The organism is Klebsiella sp. RHBSTW-00484 (assembly GCF_013705725.1).
In the GTDB taxonomy this organism is placed as follows: domain Bacteria; phylum Pseudomonadota; class Gammaproteobacteria; order Enterobacterales; family Enterobacteriaceae; genus Klebsiella.
The window spans coordinates 187,654-203,239 of sequence record NZ_CP055481.1; the positions used below are offsets into that span (position 1 = coordinate 187,654).

Annotated in this window: 16 protein-coding genes; 8 read left to right on the forward strand and 8 right to left on the reverse strand. The window is 54.5% G+C overall.

The features are described 5' to 3' along the window. Positions 1–6: 6 nt before the first annotated feature. From HV213_RS00875 to rfaD, 4 genes are read right to left on the reverse strand one after another with little or no spacing between them, the layout of a single operon-like run. Positions 7–1,083, reverse strand: a complete 1,077-nt coding sequence (locus tag HV213_RS00875) for a glycosyltransferase family 9 protein (RefSeq protein WP_181484451.1) — start codon at positions 1,081–1,083, stop codon at positions 7–9. Further along, positions 1,080–2,087 carry a lipopolysaccharide heptosyltransferase RfaC gene (gene rfaC / locus HV213_RS00880; protein ID WP_181484452.1) on the reverse strand — a complete coding sequence of 336 codons (1,008 nt, stop codon included), beginning with the start codon at positions 2,085–2,087 and terminating at the stop codon, positions 1,080–1,082. The genes HV213_RS00875 and rfaC overlap by 4 nt, the downstream gene beginning before the upstream one ends. A gap of 3 nt (positions 2,088–2,090) precedes the next feature. Then, the gene (gene rfaF / locus HV213_RS00885; protein ID WP_181484453.1) at positions 2,091–3,149 is read right to left on the reverse strand and encodes an ADP-heptose--LPS heptosyltransferase RfaF; all 1,059 of its coding nucleotides are present in this window, start codon (positions 3,147–3,149) and stop codon (positions 2,091–2,093) included. An 8-nt stretch (positions 3,150–3,157) separates the two neighbouring features. Beyond that, positions 3,158–4,090: an ADP-glyceromanno-heptose 6-epimerase gene (rfaD, locus tag HV213_RS00890; protein ID WP_181484454.1), complete on the reverse strand. Its 933-nt coding sequence runs from the start codon at positions 4,088–4,090 to the stop codon at positions 3,158–3,160. A 405-nt stretch (positions 4,091–4,495) separates the two neighbouring features. On the opposite strand from rfaD, the gene kbl reads away from it, so the two are divergent. From kbl to HV213_RS00905, 3 genes are all read left to right on the forward strand, one after another. Continuing rightward, positions 4,496–5,689, forward strand: coding sequence for a glycine C-acetyltransferase (kbl, locus tag HV213_RS00895; RefSeq protein WP_110276980.1), 1,194 nt, complete (start codon positions 4,496–4,498; stop codon positions 5,687–5,689). 9 nt (positions 5,690–5,698) lie between these two features. After that, positions 5,699–6,724 carry an L-threonine 3-dehydrogenase gene (gene tdh, locus HV213_RS00900; RefSeq protein ID WP_004855475.1) on the forward strand — a complete coding sequence of 342 codons (1,026 nt, stop codon included), beginning with the start codon at positions 5,699–5,701 and terminating at the stop codon, positions 6,722–6,724. 160 nt (positions 6,725–6,884) lie between these two features. Continuing rightward, on the forward strand, positions 6,885–7,682 hold the full coding sequence (locus HV213_RS00905) for a glycosyltransferase family 2 protein (protein WP_181484455.1): 798 nt from the start codon (positions 6,885–6,887) through the stop codon (positions 7,680–7,682). On the opposite strand, the gene HV213_RS00910 is transcribed toward HV213_RS00905, so the two are convergent. The 3 genes from HV213_RS00910 to gpmM are packed head-to-tail and all read right to left on the reverse strand — an operon-like array spanning position 7,679 to position 11,443. Next, the gene (locus HV213_RS00910; protein WP_181484456.1) at positions 7,679–8,614 is read right to left on the reverse strand and encodes a divergent polysaccharide deacetylase family protein; all 936 of its coding nucleotides are present in this window, start codon (positions 8,612–8,614) and stop codon (positions 7,679–7,681) included. The two genes, HV213_RS00905 and HV213_RS00910, sit on opposite strands and share 4 nt — an antisense overlap. A gap of 3 nt (positions 8,615–8,617) precedes the next feature. After that, positions 8,618–9,889, reverse strand: coding sequence for a murein hydrolase activator EnvC (envC, locus tag HV213_RS00915; RefSeq protein WP_181484457.1), 1,272 nt, complete (start codon positions 9,887–9,889; stop codon positions 8,618–8,620). Between the two features lie 9 nt (positions 9,890–9,898). Further along, positions 9,899–11,443 (reverse strand): 2,3-bisphosphoglycerate-independent phosphoglycerate mutase, encoded by a 1,545-nt coding sequence (gpmM, locus tag HV213_RS00920; RefSeq protein WP_181484458.1) that lies wholly within the window; start codon positions 11,441–11,443, stop codon positions 9,899–9,901. A 246-nt stretch (positions 11,444–11,689) separates the two neighbouring features. Between gpmM and HV213_RS00925 the strand changes: the two genes are divergently transcribed. From HV213_RS00925 to cysE, 5 genes are all read left to right on the forward strand, one after another. After that, positions 11,690–12,121 carry a rhodanese-like domain-containing protein gene (locus HV213_RS00925; RefSeq protein WP_110276983.1) on the forward strand — a complete coding sequence of 144 codons (432 nt, stop codon included), beginning with the start codon at positions 11,690–11,692 and terminating at the stop codon, positions 12,119–12,121. A gap of 94 nt (positions 12,122–12,215) precedes the next feature. Further along, positions 12,216–12,467, forward strand: a complete 252-nt coding sequence (gene grxC / locus HV213_RS00930) for a glutaredoxin 3 (protein ID WP_139538351.1) — start codon at positions 12,216–12,218, stop codon at positions 12,465–12,467. Positions 12,468–12,526: 59 nt separating this feature from the next. Next, complete coding sequence (secB, locus tag HV213_RS00935; protein WP_110276985.1) at positions 12,527–12,994, forward strand: protein-export chaperone SecB; 468 nt, start codon at positions 12,527–12,529, stop codon at positions 12,992–12,994. Beyond that, complete coding sequence (gene gpsA, locus HV213_RS00940) at positions 12,994–14,010, forward strand: NAD(P)H-dependent glycerol-3-phosphate dehydrogenase (RefSeq protein WP_181484459.1); 1,017 nt, start codon at positions 12,994–12,996, stop codon at positions 14,008–14,010. The genes secB and gpsA overlap by 1 nt, the downstream gene beginning before the upstream one ends. 80 nt (positions 14,011–14,090) lie before the next feature. Next, positions 14,091–14,912 (forward strand): serine O-acetyltransferase, encoded by an 822-nt coding sequence (gene cysE, locus HV213_RS00945; RefSeq protein ID WP_110276987.1) that lies wholly within the window; start codon positions 14,091–14,093, stop codon positions 14,910–14,912. Positions 14,913–15,016: 104 nt separating this feature from the next. Here the strand turns inward: cysE and trmL are convergent, their stop codons facing one another. Beyond that, positions 15,017–15,490, reverse strand: a complete 474-nt coding sequence (gene trmL, locus HV213_RS00950; RefSeq protein ID WP_181484460.1) for a tRNA (uridine(34)/cytosine(34)/5-carboxymethylaminomethyluridine(34)-2'-O)-methyltransferase TrmL — start codon at positions 15,488–15,490, stop codon at positions 15,017–15,019. Positions 15,491–15,586 lie beyond the last annotated feature (96 nt).

The window sequence follows — 15,586 nt, forward strand, 5'->3', positions numbered from 1 at the left end:
TGAATATCATTTTTTAATAATGTGCTGAGCCGCGTTGACAATATCTTTAACCTCTATAGTTGAGATTGGGTGATATTTGTCGTGCGTCAAAATTTGCACTGCTTCCGGGTAGCCTGGCCCCCAGGTCTTGTTATTTTGATATTTCCCATGCATGTCATTGCCATAAAGCGCAACCAGAGGTTTACGGTACGCCGCCGCGATATGCACGATAGAAGTATCTGGCGATATGACGAGATCGGCATGTTTGATCAGAGACATCGCGCTAAACAGGGATGGAAACGGATTTTTATATACCCCTTCAGGAAGAACAGAAATAACCTTATTATTGGGGTCGAGATAGATAATATTATAACCAGGGATATAGTTTTTTATTTCATGGAAGAGTTGCTGAAGTTGGCTAAGTGATAACTCACGTTTGCTATCGGCAGCGAAGGGATTGATGATGATGTTTTTAGAGTGCGGTAATTTTTTTAAAAAATCTGAAACGTCGACATCAGTCTCTTCAGGATAGAAAAGATCGTATGAGGTATTAACGTGAGCAAATCCCAGTTCAGACATTAAAAGTGCATAGCGAGTAGTGACATGCTCTTGAAAACCTGAAAATTTTATTGATTTGTTATAAATATTATACTTTTCTTTGTTAAAACCAATAACGTTCCTTGTATTAATTTTCAGTAAAAAACGAAGGCTTGTAGGCGATATTTTATCTCCCATATCGATAACAAGATCGTAACTCTCGTTGGCTAACCTTGGTACATTACCTTGCTGGTCATAAATGTGTATTTTACGAATGTAAGGATTGTGCTCGATCGCGATTATATTGTTCACCGTCGCTAATATATCAACCATATAGCCATTCTTATATAGTTCACGTATAAGCGAGGTGGAGACGATCATATCCCCAATTTTTCCATCATCGCGTAAAAGAAGAACTTTTGCGCCTTTTGCTAAAACAAATTCTTTTTTAATTCGACGGTCCCATATCCAGCGAGCAATCGTCATACGGAGTGCTTTAAAAAAGTAATTTCGTTTTCTATTCCAGGTTCGTAATGTCGCAAATTTCTTCTGGTGATGAGATTTCATTTTTTTTCTGGACTCTCGTGCAAAGAATTCAGTTCGATAAGGCGAGATGCCTTCAGTAGTTCGAATACGTGCGGAGCTGCAATATCCCCCGTGCTGCTGCCGTTTTCCGGGCGCACGACGTACTGATTTTTACCGTAGCCGCCAATCAGCCCCGGATCGGTCGGGCCGTATAGCGTGAAATTTGGTTTATCGAGCGCGGCGGTTAAATGGCTCAGACCGGTGTCGACGGAAACCACCCCGCGCGCGCCTGCCAGTACCTGGGCAACCTGCTCCAGGCTCATGCGCGGCAACACGTCGACAAAATCATGCCCTTCCGCCAGGCGTTTGGCCCGCGCCTCTTCATGCGGTGCGCCCCACGGCAGCTTCACTCTCAGGCCGCTGTCGGCCAGCAGGCTGATAAGCGCCCGCCAGTTCTCTTCCGGCCAGTGTTTGTCATCGCGAGTGGTGGCGTGCAGGAATACCAGACACGGTGCGGCAGATGCGTCATCCTGGCGCAGAAAGTGGCGAGCGATGGCGTAGTCGCCCTGAGTTTTTGGCTTTGCGTAGCCGAGGCTTTTGGCGAACAGTTCGCGGGTGCGCTCAACGGCGTGTTGCTGTTTAGCGATATGGTGGCGACGGTTATAGAACAGGCTCGCCAGCGGTTCGCGGGCGGTCTTCCAGTCCATGCCGTGCTTAACGCCACGGGCCAGGCGGGTTACCAGCGCAGCGCTTTTCAGCAACCCCTGAGCGTCAATAATTGCGTCGTATTTTTCCGCCTGCACTGCTTCGCGAAATGCCTTGCGCTCGGCTTTTATTGGCGCGGAAAACCACGCTTTGCGCCAGCGACGAATCGCCACCGGGATCACCCGATCGACGTTTTCATGCCATGAAGGGATCTGCGCGAAGCCTTCCTCAACGACCCAGTCGAAACGAATACCGGGAAAGGCCAGCGCGGCGTCGGTCAGCGCGGGTAGCGTGTGCAGTACGTCGCCCATGGACGAGGTTTTTACGATCAATACCTGCATCCGCTACGCTTCCTCTGTTTCCAGTTTTTCCGTCAACAGCGCGTTTAGTTCTTCCAGTACGCGCTGTGGGGTAATGTCGATCAAGCTTTGGTGATAACCTTCGGCGGCATCGCCTTTGCGCACTTTGTGGTAGCCGCTAATCAGGCGGATAACGCGCGCTTTATGCGACAACGGCGGGGTGAAATTCGGGCTGCTCGGACCATAGAGCGCGACCAGCGGACGGTCCAGTGCGGCGGCGACGTGCATCAGGCCGGAGTCGTTGCTGACCACCGCTTTACAGGCGGCGATCAGAATGACGGCCTGCTCAAGCTGGGTCTCCCCGGCCAGGTTGCGACACCATGCCTGCTGCTCCGTGCTCAGCGTGGCGATGATCTCTTTGCCCGCTTCGTTATCTTTAGCAGAACCGAACAGGGCGATTTGATAACCGTCGTCGATCAACTGTTTCGCCAGCTCAGCGTAGTGGTAGTGTGGCCAGCGTTTGGCCGGGCCAAATTCCGCGCCGGGGCAGAAACCGATAATCGGGCGGTCAGAGGAGAGGTTGAACGCGTTACAAGTCTGCGATTTCTCACCTTCATTCACCTGCAACTGCGGCCACAGCAGCGGCTGCGGCAGGTCTTTCGCGCAGCGCATCACGCCTTTGTCGTAAGCCAGACCGACATAACGTTCGACCATCAGCGGCCAGGCTTCTTTATCCAGTTTGCGGGCATCGTTCAGCAGGCCGTAGCGCATCTCGCCAAGCCAGCCGGTACGAAGCGGGATACCCGCGAAGAATGGCACCAGGGCCGACTTAAACGAATTCGGTAGCACGTAAGCGCGATCGTAACGACGCTCGCGCAGGCTGTGCCCAAGCTTGCGGCGCTCGCCGATTTCCAGCGCTCCGTGACCAAGTGGCATCGGGATCGCTTCATTGACTTCTGGCATACGCGACAGCAGCGGACGACACCACGCGGGTGCCATCACGTCGATGATTGCCTGGGGATAGCGCGCCCTGAGCGTACGATAGAGACTTTGCGACATCATCATGTCGCCTACCCAAGACGGGCCAACCACCAGTATTTTCATGTTATTTCTTACGCGTCGCGGTTAAGCCAGGCCATATATTCCGTTACGCCTTCGGCCACGGTCTTAAACGGTTTGTCATAGCCCGCTGCACGCAGGTTAGTCAGATCCGCCTGGGTAAACGCCTGGTAGCGACCTTTCAGTTTATCCGGGAACGGAATGTATTCGATGCTGCCTTTCTGATGATAAGCCAGCGTGGCGTCCGCTACCGCCTGGAAGGATTCCGCGCGGCCGGTGCCAAGGTTGAAAATGCCGGAGACGCCGTTTTCCCAGAACCACAGGTTTACCGCAGCGACATCGCCGACGTAGACGAAGTCGCGCTTAAAGCCGTCGCTGCCTTCGAACAGTTTCGGACTTTCGCCATTATTCAACTGAGTATTGAGATGGAACGCGACGCTGGCCATGCTGCCTTTGTGCCCTTCGCGCGGCCCGTAGACGTTGAAATAACGGAAGCCGACAACTTGCGAGTTCGCTTCCGGCAGGACCTGGCGCACGTATTCATCGAACAGAAACTTAGAATAGCCGTAGACGTTGAGCGGCTGCTCATATTTGCGGGACTCAATAAAGTCGCTGGTGCGGCCACCGTAGGTCGCCGCGGAAGAGGCGTACAGGAACGGGATTTCACGCTCCAGGCAGTAGTGCAGCAGCTCTTTCGAGTACTGATAGTTGTTATCCATCATGTACTTGCCGTCCCACTCGGTGGTGGAGGAGCAGGCGCCTTCGTGGAAGATTGCATCGATATCGTCAAACTCTTCGCCTGCCATAATCTGGATCAGGAAGTCTTCTTTATCCATGTAGTCAGCGATATTCAGGTCTACCAGGTTCGCGAACTTGGTGCCGTCTTTCAGATTATCGACAACCAGAATATCGGTAATGCCTTGGTCATTCAGTGCTTTAACGATGTTGCTGCCGATAAAGCCTGCGCCGCCGGTAACGATGATCATAACTGTAACCTTTGAAGTAGGGTGCCCAGAGACAATCCGGACATGAATACTCATATCATATCACCACATCGGAAAGGCTTCAGCCATTCGCCGAAAAGGTGTAGAGGGTCTCGTGATTTATGCTGCAAATAATTCATGTGGTAATGCATCATCTCGTATCAGCGTATATCTTTAGGTAATATACCCGTCATACTTCAAGTTACAGGCACGTTGGTTTTCCTCGCTCACCCCAGTCACTTACCAGAGTAAGCTCCTGGGGATTCGCTGCGTCACCGCGTTACTCGGCCTGCGGCCTCGCCCCTACGGGGCCAGCGCAAGCGCTGTTCAAGGCACCATAGCCTTGTCCTGCAACTCGAATTATTTAGGGTAATATGTGCCAAATTTTGCCGAATCTGGAGAGTTGCAATGCGTGGTGATTTCTACAAACAGTTAACCAATGACCTGGATACCGCGCGCGCGGAAGGGTTGTTTAAAGAAGAACGGATTATTACTTCAGCACAGCAGGCAGATATCACCGTCGGCGGTAGCCAGGTGATTAACTTCTGCGCCAATAACTATCTGGGTCTCGCGAACCACCCGGAGCTGATTGCCGCTGCGAAAAGTGGAATGGACAGTCACGGCTTCGGCATGGCCTCCGTACGCTTTATCTGCGGTACTCAGGACAGCCATAAAGCGCTTGAGAAAAAGCTGGCGGATTTTCTCGGTATGGAAGACGCGATTCTGTATTCTTCCTGCTTTGACGCTAACGGCGGCCTGTTTGAAACCCTGCTCGGCGCAGAAGACGCGATTATCTCCGATGCCCTGAACCATGCGTCAATCATCGACGGCGTGCGCCTGTGTAAAGCGAAGCGCTTTCGCTACGCCAACAACGACATGCAGGAACTGGAAGCTCGCCTGAAAGAGGCTCGCGAAGCGGGTGCTCGTCATGTGCTGATCGCCACCGACGGCGTCTTCTCAATGGATGGTGTGATTGCCAACCTGAAAGGCGTTTGCGATCTGGCGGATAAATACGATGCGCTGGTCATGGTCGATGACTCTCACGCCGTTGGCTTTGTCGGTGAAAACGGTCGCGGCTCTCATGAGTACTGCGACGTGATGGGCCGGGTCGATATCATCACCGGTACCTTAGGCAAAGCGCTGGGCGGCGCGTCCGGTGGCTATACCGCAGCGCGTAAAGAGGTCGTTGAGTGGCTGCGCCAGCGCTCTCGCCCGTATCTGTTCTCCAACTCGCTGGCTCCGGCGATTGTCGCCGCTTCGATTAAAGTGCTGGAGATGGTGGAAGCGGGCAGCGAGCTGCGCGACCGTCTATGGTCCAACGCGCGTCTGTTCCGTGAAAAAATGAGCGCCGCAGGCTTTACCCTGGCGGGCGCCGATCACGCCATTATCCCGGTGATGCTCGGTGAAGCCTCCGTAGCGCAGGCGTTCGCGCGCGAGCTGCAAAAAGAAGGTATTTATGTCACTGGATTCTTCTATCCAGTGGTACCAAAAGGCCAGGCGCGTATTCGCACCCAGATGTCTGCGGCGCATACCCCTGAACAAATTGAACGTGCGGTGGAAGCCTTTACCCGCATCGGTAAACAACTGGGCGTGATTGCCTAAGGGTGTGAGATGAAAGCGTTATCCAAACTGAAGGCGGAAGAAGGCATCTGGATGACCGACGTACCGGAACCGGAAGTCGGCCACAACGATTTGCTGATTAAAATCCGCAAGACCGCAATTTGCGGTACCGACGTGCATATCTACAACTGGGATGAGTGGTCGCAAAAAACCATTCCGGTCCCGATGGTTGTGGGCCATGAATACGTGGGCGAAGTGGTGGGTATCGGTCAGGAAGTGCGCGGCTTTAAGCTTGGCGATCGCGTTTCCGGCGAAGGGCATATTACCTGCGGCCACTGCCGTAACTGCCGCGCCGGGCGCACGCATTTGTGCCGCAACACGACGGGCGTCGGCGTAAACCGTCCGGGCTGCTTTGCTGAATATCTGGTGATTCCGGCGTTTAATGCGTTCAAGATCCCGGACAATATCTCTGACGATCTGGCGTCGATTTTCGACCCGTTTGGTAATGCCGTTCATACCGCGCTCTCTTTCGACCTCGTCGGCGAAGATGTGCTGGTTTCCGGTGCAGGCCCGATTGGCGTGATGGCGGCGGCAGTGGCGAAGCATGTCGGTGCGCGTAACGTCGTTATTACTGACGTGAACGAATATCGTCTGGAGCTGGCGCGCAAAATGGGCGTGACCCGCGCGGTAAACGTTGCGAAAGAGAACCTTAACGATGTGATGGCTGAACTGGGCATGACTGAAGGTTTCGATGTGGGCCTGGAGATGTCCGGCGCACCGCCGGCGTTTCGTACCATGCTGGATACCATGAACCACGGCGGGCGTATTGCCATGCTTGGCATCCCGCCGTCAGATATGTCTATCGACTGGACCAAGGTGATTTTCAAAGGGCTGTTTATCAAAGGGATTTACGGCCGGGAAATGTTTGAAACCTGGTACAAAATGGCCGCGCTTATTCAGTCTGGATTGGATCTCTCGCCGATCATCACACATCGCTTTGGCATTGATGACTTCCAGCAGGGCTTCGACGCCATGCGCTCCGGTCAGTCTGGTAAAGTTATTCTTAGCTGGGATTAATTCCACTCGAGTTGTATATAAAAAAAGCGCCTGCGGGCGCTTTTTTGAGAGCTGCCCTGCACTTTTCTGATTCTTAACCCACTCCGCACTTTTTCTAAATCGCTTTCTTACCTATTGGTTTATACAGTCAGTTTAATCGCTTTTTAACCACACAAAGACTATGTTTAAACTTGCTGTATGCTTATTGACCTGTAACTCATCCCGCCTATTACGGGAGGTTTTACCACCTTTGATCAAGGTGGCCGATGAAGTGATCGTCATCGACTCGGGCAGCACGGACGCCACGCTGCAGATTTGCCAACAATTCGGTCTTACTGTTCACCACCATCCTTATACCGCTCACGGCGCACAGATGAATTACGCGACATCCCTGGCCAGCCATGACTGGGTGCTGTGTATGGATAGCGATGAAATTCTCGATGATGATGTCGTGGCGGCTATTCTGGCGCTGAAAGCTGGCGATGAACCTGCACCTGACTGCGCATGGCGTCTGCCGCGCTACTGGTTCGTTTTGGGTGAAGAGGTGCGAACCATTTACCCGGTCTCATCGCCGGATTTTCCCGTGCGTTTATTTAATCGTACCGTTGCGCGCTTTAACGATAGACCGGTGGACGATCAGGTTGTCGGCTATAAGCACTCCAGCAAACTGGCAGGCTTCGTGCGCCACGATACCTTCTACTCCCTGCATGAAGTGTTTAATAAGCTCAATAGCTATACTACGCGGCTGGTTAAATACCAGAAGGTCAGGCCGTCGATTGGGCGCGGGGTGATCAGCGCAATTGGCGCTTTCTTTAAGTGGTATCTGTTCAGCGGGGCATGGCGTAAGGGAAAAGTGGGTGTGGTCACCGGGCTGTACGCGACCTTTTACAGCTTTCTCAAATACTTCAAGGCATGGTATGCCCATCAGGATAAGCAGGAACCCGTAGCGGAAAAGCGCCCGGATTCCCGGCAAATTTAGTTAGTGGGGTTATCCCAGCCCTGCCACTTCAACTGGTAGTACTGCACCAGAGCACTCTGGCTGATGCTTTCGCTCAGAATGGTAAAGAAGCGACTGGCGTTGACCGGCTCTGGCGGACGCTTCGGTTTGCACAACTTCACGCCGCGGAACGGGTTGCGCGGCGGCTGTGCAGACGGCGGCGCGATATTCGGCGTTGAGGTATCGACCTGCGGTTCGTTGAGCAGGCTGCTCGGGCGTACCAGGGTTATATCCGGCGGCAGGTTATACACCATCTGCTGCAGCACGCGCACCGTAGTTGGGTGCGGGTGGCCGATGGCGATAGCCGAACCGTTGCGCCGTGCCAGAGCGATTGCGCGGTTGAATTGATAGCGGATATCCGCTTCGTTCTGCGTATCGTCGAGGAACACCTTGCGCTTGATCACCTTCACGCCGGTGCCCTGCGCCGCGCGCATGGCCTGAGTGTTGCCGATGGTGACGCTATCGAGGAAGTAAAGATTGTAGCGCTCCAGCGCCTGCATCACCTTTTGCATACCGAACAGGCTGGAGGTCATGGCGCTGCCCATATGGTTATTCAGCCCCACGGCGTACGGTACCTTGCCATAGGCTTCACGGATAATGCGTTCGATCTCGCTGCTGTTCATATCCGGGCGGAGCGTGTCTTTTTCCAGCGGTTGCTTACTGAGTGGTGCCATCGGCAGGTGGATCAGGACCTCATGACCGAGGTTATGCGCTTTGGTCGCCATTTCGCGGGCATGAGGAGCATTAGGGAGTACAGCGACGGAGATGTTGGCGGGCAGCGCCAGCACCTGGTTTTCCGTATGCGGACGATAGCCAAAGTCATCGATAACAATGGAGAGTTTGCCGGCAAAAACCGGCGACGCCATAACCAGCGTAGTGGTTACCGCGAGTGCAATTGTGCGAAATTGAAGCAAAACTTATCTTCCCAACCACGGCTGTGGATTGACCGCCTGACCCTGGCGGCGAATTTCGAAATAGAGCGACGGACGGCCCTGACCGCCGCTGCTGCCTACGAGAGCAATCGGCTGGCCCGCCCGGACCTGAGTGCCGACGCTGACCAGCGCGCTTTGGTTATAGCCGTAAAGACTCATGTCGCCTTTGCCGTGTTCAACGACTACCACCAGGCCATAACCCTGTAGCCAATCGGCGAGAATGACCCGACCATCGGCAACGGCTTTGACCTCGGTGCCTTCAGACGCAGCGATAACCATCCCTTTCCAACGTAGTTCACCTTGCAGCTGTTCGCCATAGCGATGGAGAATTGATCCGCGTACTGGCCAGAATGCCTGGCCGCGAGGTGCGCCAAGACCACCGGTTCGGGAGATCAGCGAGCGTTCGCTCTCGGTGGTTTTGTAGGTGGTACCTTTGCGCGAGGCTTCCTGCTGGCGATCGCGAACGCTTTGCGCCTCGCGGGCTTCACGCTCCGCGCGCGCTTTAGCTGCCGCTTCCGCCTGGGCGATACGACCGCGCAGGCGCGATTCGTTAGCCCGTAATTCGCTTAACTGCTGCTGGCCTTTCTGAATAGAGGATTCAAGGCTGGCGAGGGTCTTTTTACGCTCGTTACGCGCCTGTTCCAGCTTGTTTTGCTGGGCGCGTTGTTCGTAAACCAGAGTTTGCTGCTGGCTTTGTTTCTCTTCCAGCATGGTCTTTTGCACCGCCACGTCTTCGCGGGTCTGCTTGAGCTGGGCGATGGTTTCCTGACGCGCCTGGTTCAGATAACCAAAATAGGCCTGGAGACGCTGATTACGCTGCCCCTCCTCACCGCTAAGGATCATCTGGATGCCGGTATGCGGCCCTTGACGAAATGCAGCATCAAGCTGTGCAGAGAGATTGCGTTCCTGCGACGCACGCTGACGTTCCAGCTTAGCGAGCGCGGCGTTCATTTCGTCGATCTGCTTATTCAGCTGGTTTAGGGTGTTCTGGGTTTCACGCAGTTGACGCGCGGCGGCGGAGATGGCTTCTTCCTGTGCTCTAAGCTGGTCGAGCAGGGAAGAGCGCTGTTGCTGCTGTTGCTTAATCGCCCGCTGTTTGGCGGCGATATCGGCCTGAATAGATTTCAGCTGGTCGCGGTCATCGGCATGAGCAGATGCGGCGCACAGCAATACGCCAGCGCTAAGCGCGCTGGCGTACAGGACGGACCGAACTGCCGTTGCGATCCATGTATTTGAATAAGTCGCCTTTCCCCTCATGGGGAAGGATTATTCCACGATGAACAGCGGCTTGCCAGTCATCTCTTGCGGGATTTCCATTCCCATCAGCGTCAGCATGGTTGGCGCGATGTCGGAAAGTTTACCGCCGTTAGCGACTTTCACGTTTTTATCGCCAACGTAAATCAGCGGAACAGGCAGGTTGGTGTGAGCGGTGTGCGCCTGGCCAGTGGCCGGGTCACGCATCTGCTCGGCGTTGCCGTGGTCTGCGGTGATCAGCAACTGACCGCCGACGGATTCAACGGCTTTGGTCACCTGATCGATGCAGTGATCCAGAGTTTCAACCGCTTTGACTGCCGCTTCCATCACTCCGGTGTGGCCAACCATATCGCCATTCGGGTAGTTACAGATGATGGTGTCGTACTGACCGCCAGTGATAGCAGCAACCAGTTTTTCTGTCAGCTCAGCGGAGCTCATTTCCGGCTGCAGATCGTAGGTCGCGACTTTCGGCGAGTTGATCAGAATGCGCTCTTCGCCTTTGAACGGCTCTTCAACGCCGCCGTTAAAGAAGAAGGTCACGTGCGCATATTTCTCAGTTTCGGAGATACGCAACTGGGTTTTGTCGTTTTTCGCCATCCACTCGCCGAAGGTGTTCGCCAGCGAGGCCGGTGGGTAGGCACAGGCAACTTTGATATCGGCGGCGTATTCGGTCAGCATCACGAAATCGAGGTTAACGACTTTCTTACGCGCAAAGCCGTCGAAATCGGCGTTGACGAAGGCGCGGGTGATTTCACGGGCGCGGTCGGCGCGGAAGTTCATGAAAATCATCGCATCGCCGTCTTCCATTGCCGCATCGGCCTGGCCTTCAGCGCGGATAACGGTCGCTTTAACGAATTCGTCGTTTTCATCACGCGCATAAGCAGCCTGCAGGCCTGCAACGGCGGTATCAGCCTGGAACTCGCCCTTCGCCAGAGTCATCAGATCGTAAGCGTGTTCAACGCGATCCCAGCGGTTGTCGCGGTCCATGGCGTAGTAGCGGCCAATGATTGAGGCGATGCGGCCTTTGCCCAGAGCGGCAAATTTGTCTTCGAAACGTGCCAGCGTCTTTTCAGCACTGCGCGGCGGGGTATCACGGCCGTCGAGGAAAGCGTGCAGGTAGATTTTTTCTGCACCGCGCTCAGCGGCCAGTTCAACCATCGCCAGGATGTGATCTTCGTGGCTGTGAACGCCGCCCGGAGACATCAGACCCATGATATGCACAGCTTTGCCTGCGGCAACGGCGTTATCAACCGCTGCGGCCAGCACTGGATTGGCGAAGAAGGTGCGTTCTTTAATTTCAACGTCCAGACGTGTCAGGTCCTGGTACACGATACGGCCTGCGCCAAGGTTGACGTGGCCCACTTCGGAGTTACCCATTTGACGATCCGGCAGACCCACTTCCAGGCCTGAGGCATCAATCAGGGTATGCGGACGTTTCGCCCACAATGCATCCATAACGGGGGTTTTAGCGCTGTAAATAGCGTTATCCTGCTGGTCTTCGCGGTAGCCGTAGCCATCCAGAATCACCAGTACCATAGGTTTTTTAGAAACCGACATTGCGACAACCTCATGCTCAAAGACAGAAAATTTGCGTAATTTTACTACAGCTGAATCGATCAAATCACCGTAAAAGATCAAAGAAAGGGATCGGTCAGGCCGCATTGCTCCACAGGGAGCGGTTTTTTTTCGTGACGGACCGCAGAAAATACATTACATCGCGCTCACTGGCTGTATTTGCTGCAATGCACAGGTATACTCCTTCCCTGGTTTTTTTTATCACTTAGTCGGGAGTTGTAACCCCCCATGCAAGAAATTATGCAATTCATCGGCCGTCACCCCGTCCTGAGCATCGCGTGGGTCGCGCTGCTGGTGGCGGTGCTGTTCACCACCTTTAAAGGGCTGATGTCGAAAGTTAAAGTCATTACCCGTGGTGAAGCGACGCGTCTGATCAACAAAGAAGACGCTGTGGTTGTCGACCTGCGTCAGCGTGACGATTTCCGTAAAGGCCATATTGCTGGCTCCATCAACCTGCTGACGAGCGATATCAAAGCAAATAACGTCGGTGAGTTGGAAAAGCACAAATCGCAACCCATTATAGTGGTAGACGGTTCCGGTATGCAGGCACAAGAACCCGCCAGCGCGCTGAACAAAGCCGGTTTTGAAAAGGTCTTCGTACTGAAAGAAGGCATCGCAGGCTGGAGCGGCGAGAACCTTCCGCTGGTACGCGGTAAATAATTTACCCGCGTCTTTATGACGCAGCGCGTTTCCCCCCAAGGGAAGAATGGTGCTGCGGCGTAAAACCCTCGGGGGTAAAAACAGGAGTGAAGTCATGGCCAATATTGATATCTATACCAAAGCGACCTGCCCGTTCTGCGTGCGTGCGAAAGCGCTGCTGAACAGCAAGGGCGTGACGTTCAACGAGTTGCCAATCGATGGCAATGCTGCGAAGCGTGAAGAGATGATTCAGCGCAGCGGTCGGACGACGGTTCCGCAGATTTTTATTGATGCGCAGCACATTGGCGGCTGTGACGACTTGTACGCGCTTGATTCACGTGGTGGACTCGATCCCCTCTTGCGCTAATTTTTGCGCCCATCCCCATTGGACAGGCGTACTTAAGGACAACACGAAAGGGTTTTACTATGTCAGAACAAAACAGCACCGAAATGACTTTCCAGATCCAGCGTATCTACACCAAAGATATTTCTTTCGAAGCGCCAAACGCTCCGCAAGTTTTCCAGAAAGATTGGCAGCCGGAAGTTAAACTTGATCTGGATACGGCTTCCAGCCAGCTGGCTGAAGGCGTGTATGAAGTGGTGCTGCGTGTCACCGTAACCGCTTCCCTTGGCGAAGAAACTGCATTCCTGTGTGAAGTACAACAGGGCGGTATTTTCTCCATCGAAGGCATCGACGGTACCCAGATGGCGCATTGCCTCGGTGCATACTGCCCGAACATTCTGTTCCCGTATGCTCGCGAATGCATCACCAGCCTGGTTTCTCGCGGTACCTTCCCGCAACTGAACCTTGCGCCAGTGAACTTCGATGCGCTGTTTATGAACTATCTGCAGCAGCAGTCTGGCGAAGGTGCTGAACAACATCAGGATGCCTGATGAACGCGCTTAACGCTGCAATGACTGTGATCGGTGCCGGCTCTTACGGCACCGCTCTTGCCATCACCCTGGCAAGAAATGGCCACCATGTTGTCCTGTGGGGCCATGACCCGAAACATATTGCGACGCTGCAGCACGATCGCTGCAACGCTGCATTCCTCCCTGACGTCCCTTTCCCTGATACGCTGCATCTGGAAAGCGATCTGGCGATCGCGCTGGCTGCCAGCCGCGATATCCTGGTTGTTGTGCCGAGCCATGTTTTTGGCGAAGTGCTGCGGCAGATTAAACCGCTGATGCGCGCTGATGCACGCCTGGTTTGGGCGACAAAAGGCCTCGAAGCGGAAACCGGACGCCTGTTGCAGGACGTAGCGCGTGAAGCGCTGGGCGATGATATCCCGTTGGCGGTGATTTCCGGCCCGACTTTTGCCAAAGAGCTGGCCGCAGGCCTGCCGACAGCTATCTCGCTGGCCTCTACGGACCCGCAGTTTGCTGACGATCTGCAGAGTCTGCTGCACTGCGGCAAGAGCTTCCGCGTCTACATCAACCCGGATTTCATCGGCGTTCAGCTTGGCGGCGCGGTGAAAAACGTTATCGCCATCGGCGCCGGGATGTCTGACGGCATCGGCTTTGGCGCCAATGCCCGTACCGCGCTTATTACGCGCGGATTAGTTGAGATGTCTCGCCTCGGAGAAGCGCTTGGCGCCGATCCGGAAACCTTTATGGGGATGGCGGGCCTTGGCGATCTGGTGCTGACCTGTACCGATAACCAATCACGTAACCGCCGCTTCGGCATGATGCTCGGTCAGGGCATGGATGTGCAAGGCGCGCAGGATAAGATTGGTCAGGTGGTTGAAGGCTACCGCAATACCAAAGAAGTTCGCGTTCTGGCACAGCGTTTAGGCGTTGAAATGCCAATAACCGAGGAAATTTATCAGGTATTGTATTGCGGAAAAATTGCGCGCGAGGCAGCATTGACCTTATTAGGTCGTGCACGCAAGGACGAGCGTAGCAACTAACCGCGATGGAACCTGGATCACCTGAATGACCCGGCCAGCAAAGAACTGGCCGGTCATTATTATATCGCCTGGAGTCAGCAATGCCGTGTGAAGAACTGGATATCGTCTGGAATAATATTAAAGCCGAAGCCCGGGCTTTAGCTGACTGTGAGCCGATGCTCGCCAGTTTCTACCACGCTACGCTGCTCAAGCACGAAAACCTCGGCAGCGCCCTGAGCTATATGCTGGCGAACAAACTGGCTTCCCCGATTATGCCTGCCATCGCGATTCGTGAAGTGGTGGAAGAGGCGTACGCCGCCGACCCGGAAATGATTGCCTCCGCCGCCTGCGATATTCAGGCCGTGCGCACCCGCGACCCGGCGGTAGATAAATACTCGACGCCGCTGCTATACCTCAAAGGATTCCACGCGCTACAGGCTTATCGTATTGGCCACTGGCTGTGGAACCAGGGGCGTCGGGCGCTGGCGATTTTCCTGCAAAATCAAGTATCCGTCTCGTTCCAGGTGGATATCCACCCGGCAGCGAAAATTGGCCGCGGGATCATGCTTGACCACGCCACCGGCATTGTCGTCGGTGAAACGGCGATCATTGAAGATGATGTGTCGATTCTGCAATCGGTGACCCTTGGCGGTACCGGTAAAACCAGCGGCGATCGTCACCCGAAAATTCGCGAGGGCGTGATGATTGGCGCCGGGGCGAAGATCCTCGGTAATATCGAAGTGGGACGTGGGGCGAAAATTGGCGCAGGTTCGGTGGTGCTACAGCCGGTGCCGCCGCATACCACTGCCGCAGGGGTTCCGGCCCGTATCGTGGGCAAGCCGGAGAGCGATAAGCCCGCGATGGATATGGATCAGCACTTTAATGGGATACACCATACTTTTGAGTATGGCGACGGGATTTGATTGATTACCCGGAGGCGATGCTGTGCATCTGTCCGGGCTACAACACTGAGCGCTGTCTGGTAGCCCAGACAGGCGCTACGCGCCGCCTCCGGGAGAAAGCTAGCTCAGCTGCGTAATACTGCGCCTGGATACCCCAGTTGGCGCCAGGCTTCATACACCACCACCGACACCGCATTTGACAGGTTCATGCTGCGGCTGTCCGGCATCATCGGAATACGGATTTTTTGCGCTGCGGGTAGGGCGTCAAGAATACTGGCAGGCAGTCCGCGGGTTTCCGGGCCAAACATCAAAAAATCACCGTCCTGATAGCTCACCGCGCTGTGCGCTGGCGTACCTTTGGTGGTTAGGGCAAACAGACGCTGCGGCTTTGCGCGTTCCACAAATGCCGCATAATTAGCATGACGCTGAACGGCGGCGAACTCGTGGTAATCCAGCCCGGCGCGGCGAAGGCGCTTATCGTCCCAGGCAAAGCCCATCGGTTCGATGATGTGTAGATTGAAGCCAGTGTTAGCGCACAGGCGGATAATATTCCCGGTGTTCGGCGGGATTTCTGGTTCGAATAAGATGATGTTAAGCATGCTGCCCCCTTGAGCCTATCCCATTAGGCTATTTTATTTGCCATTCTGAACCTGGGCAGTGCTCACAATCCTCACGTACTACGTGTACGCTCCGGT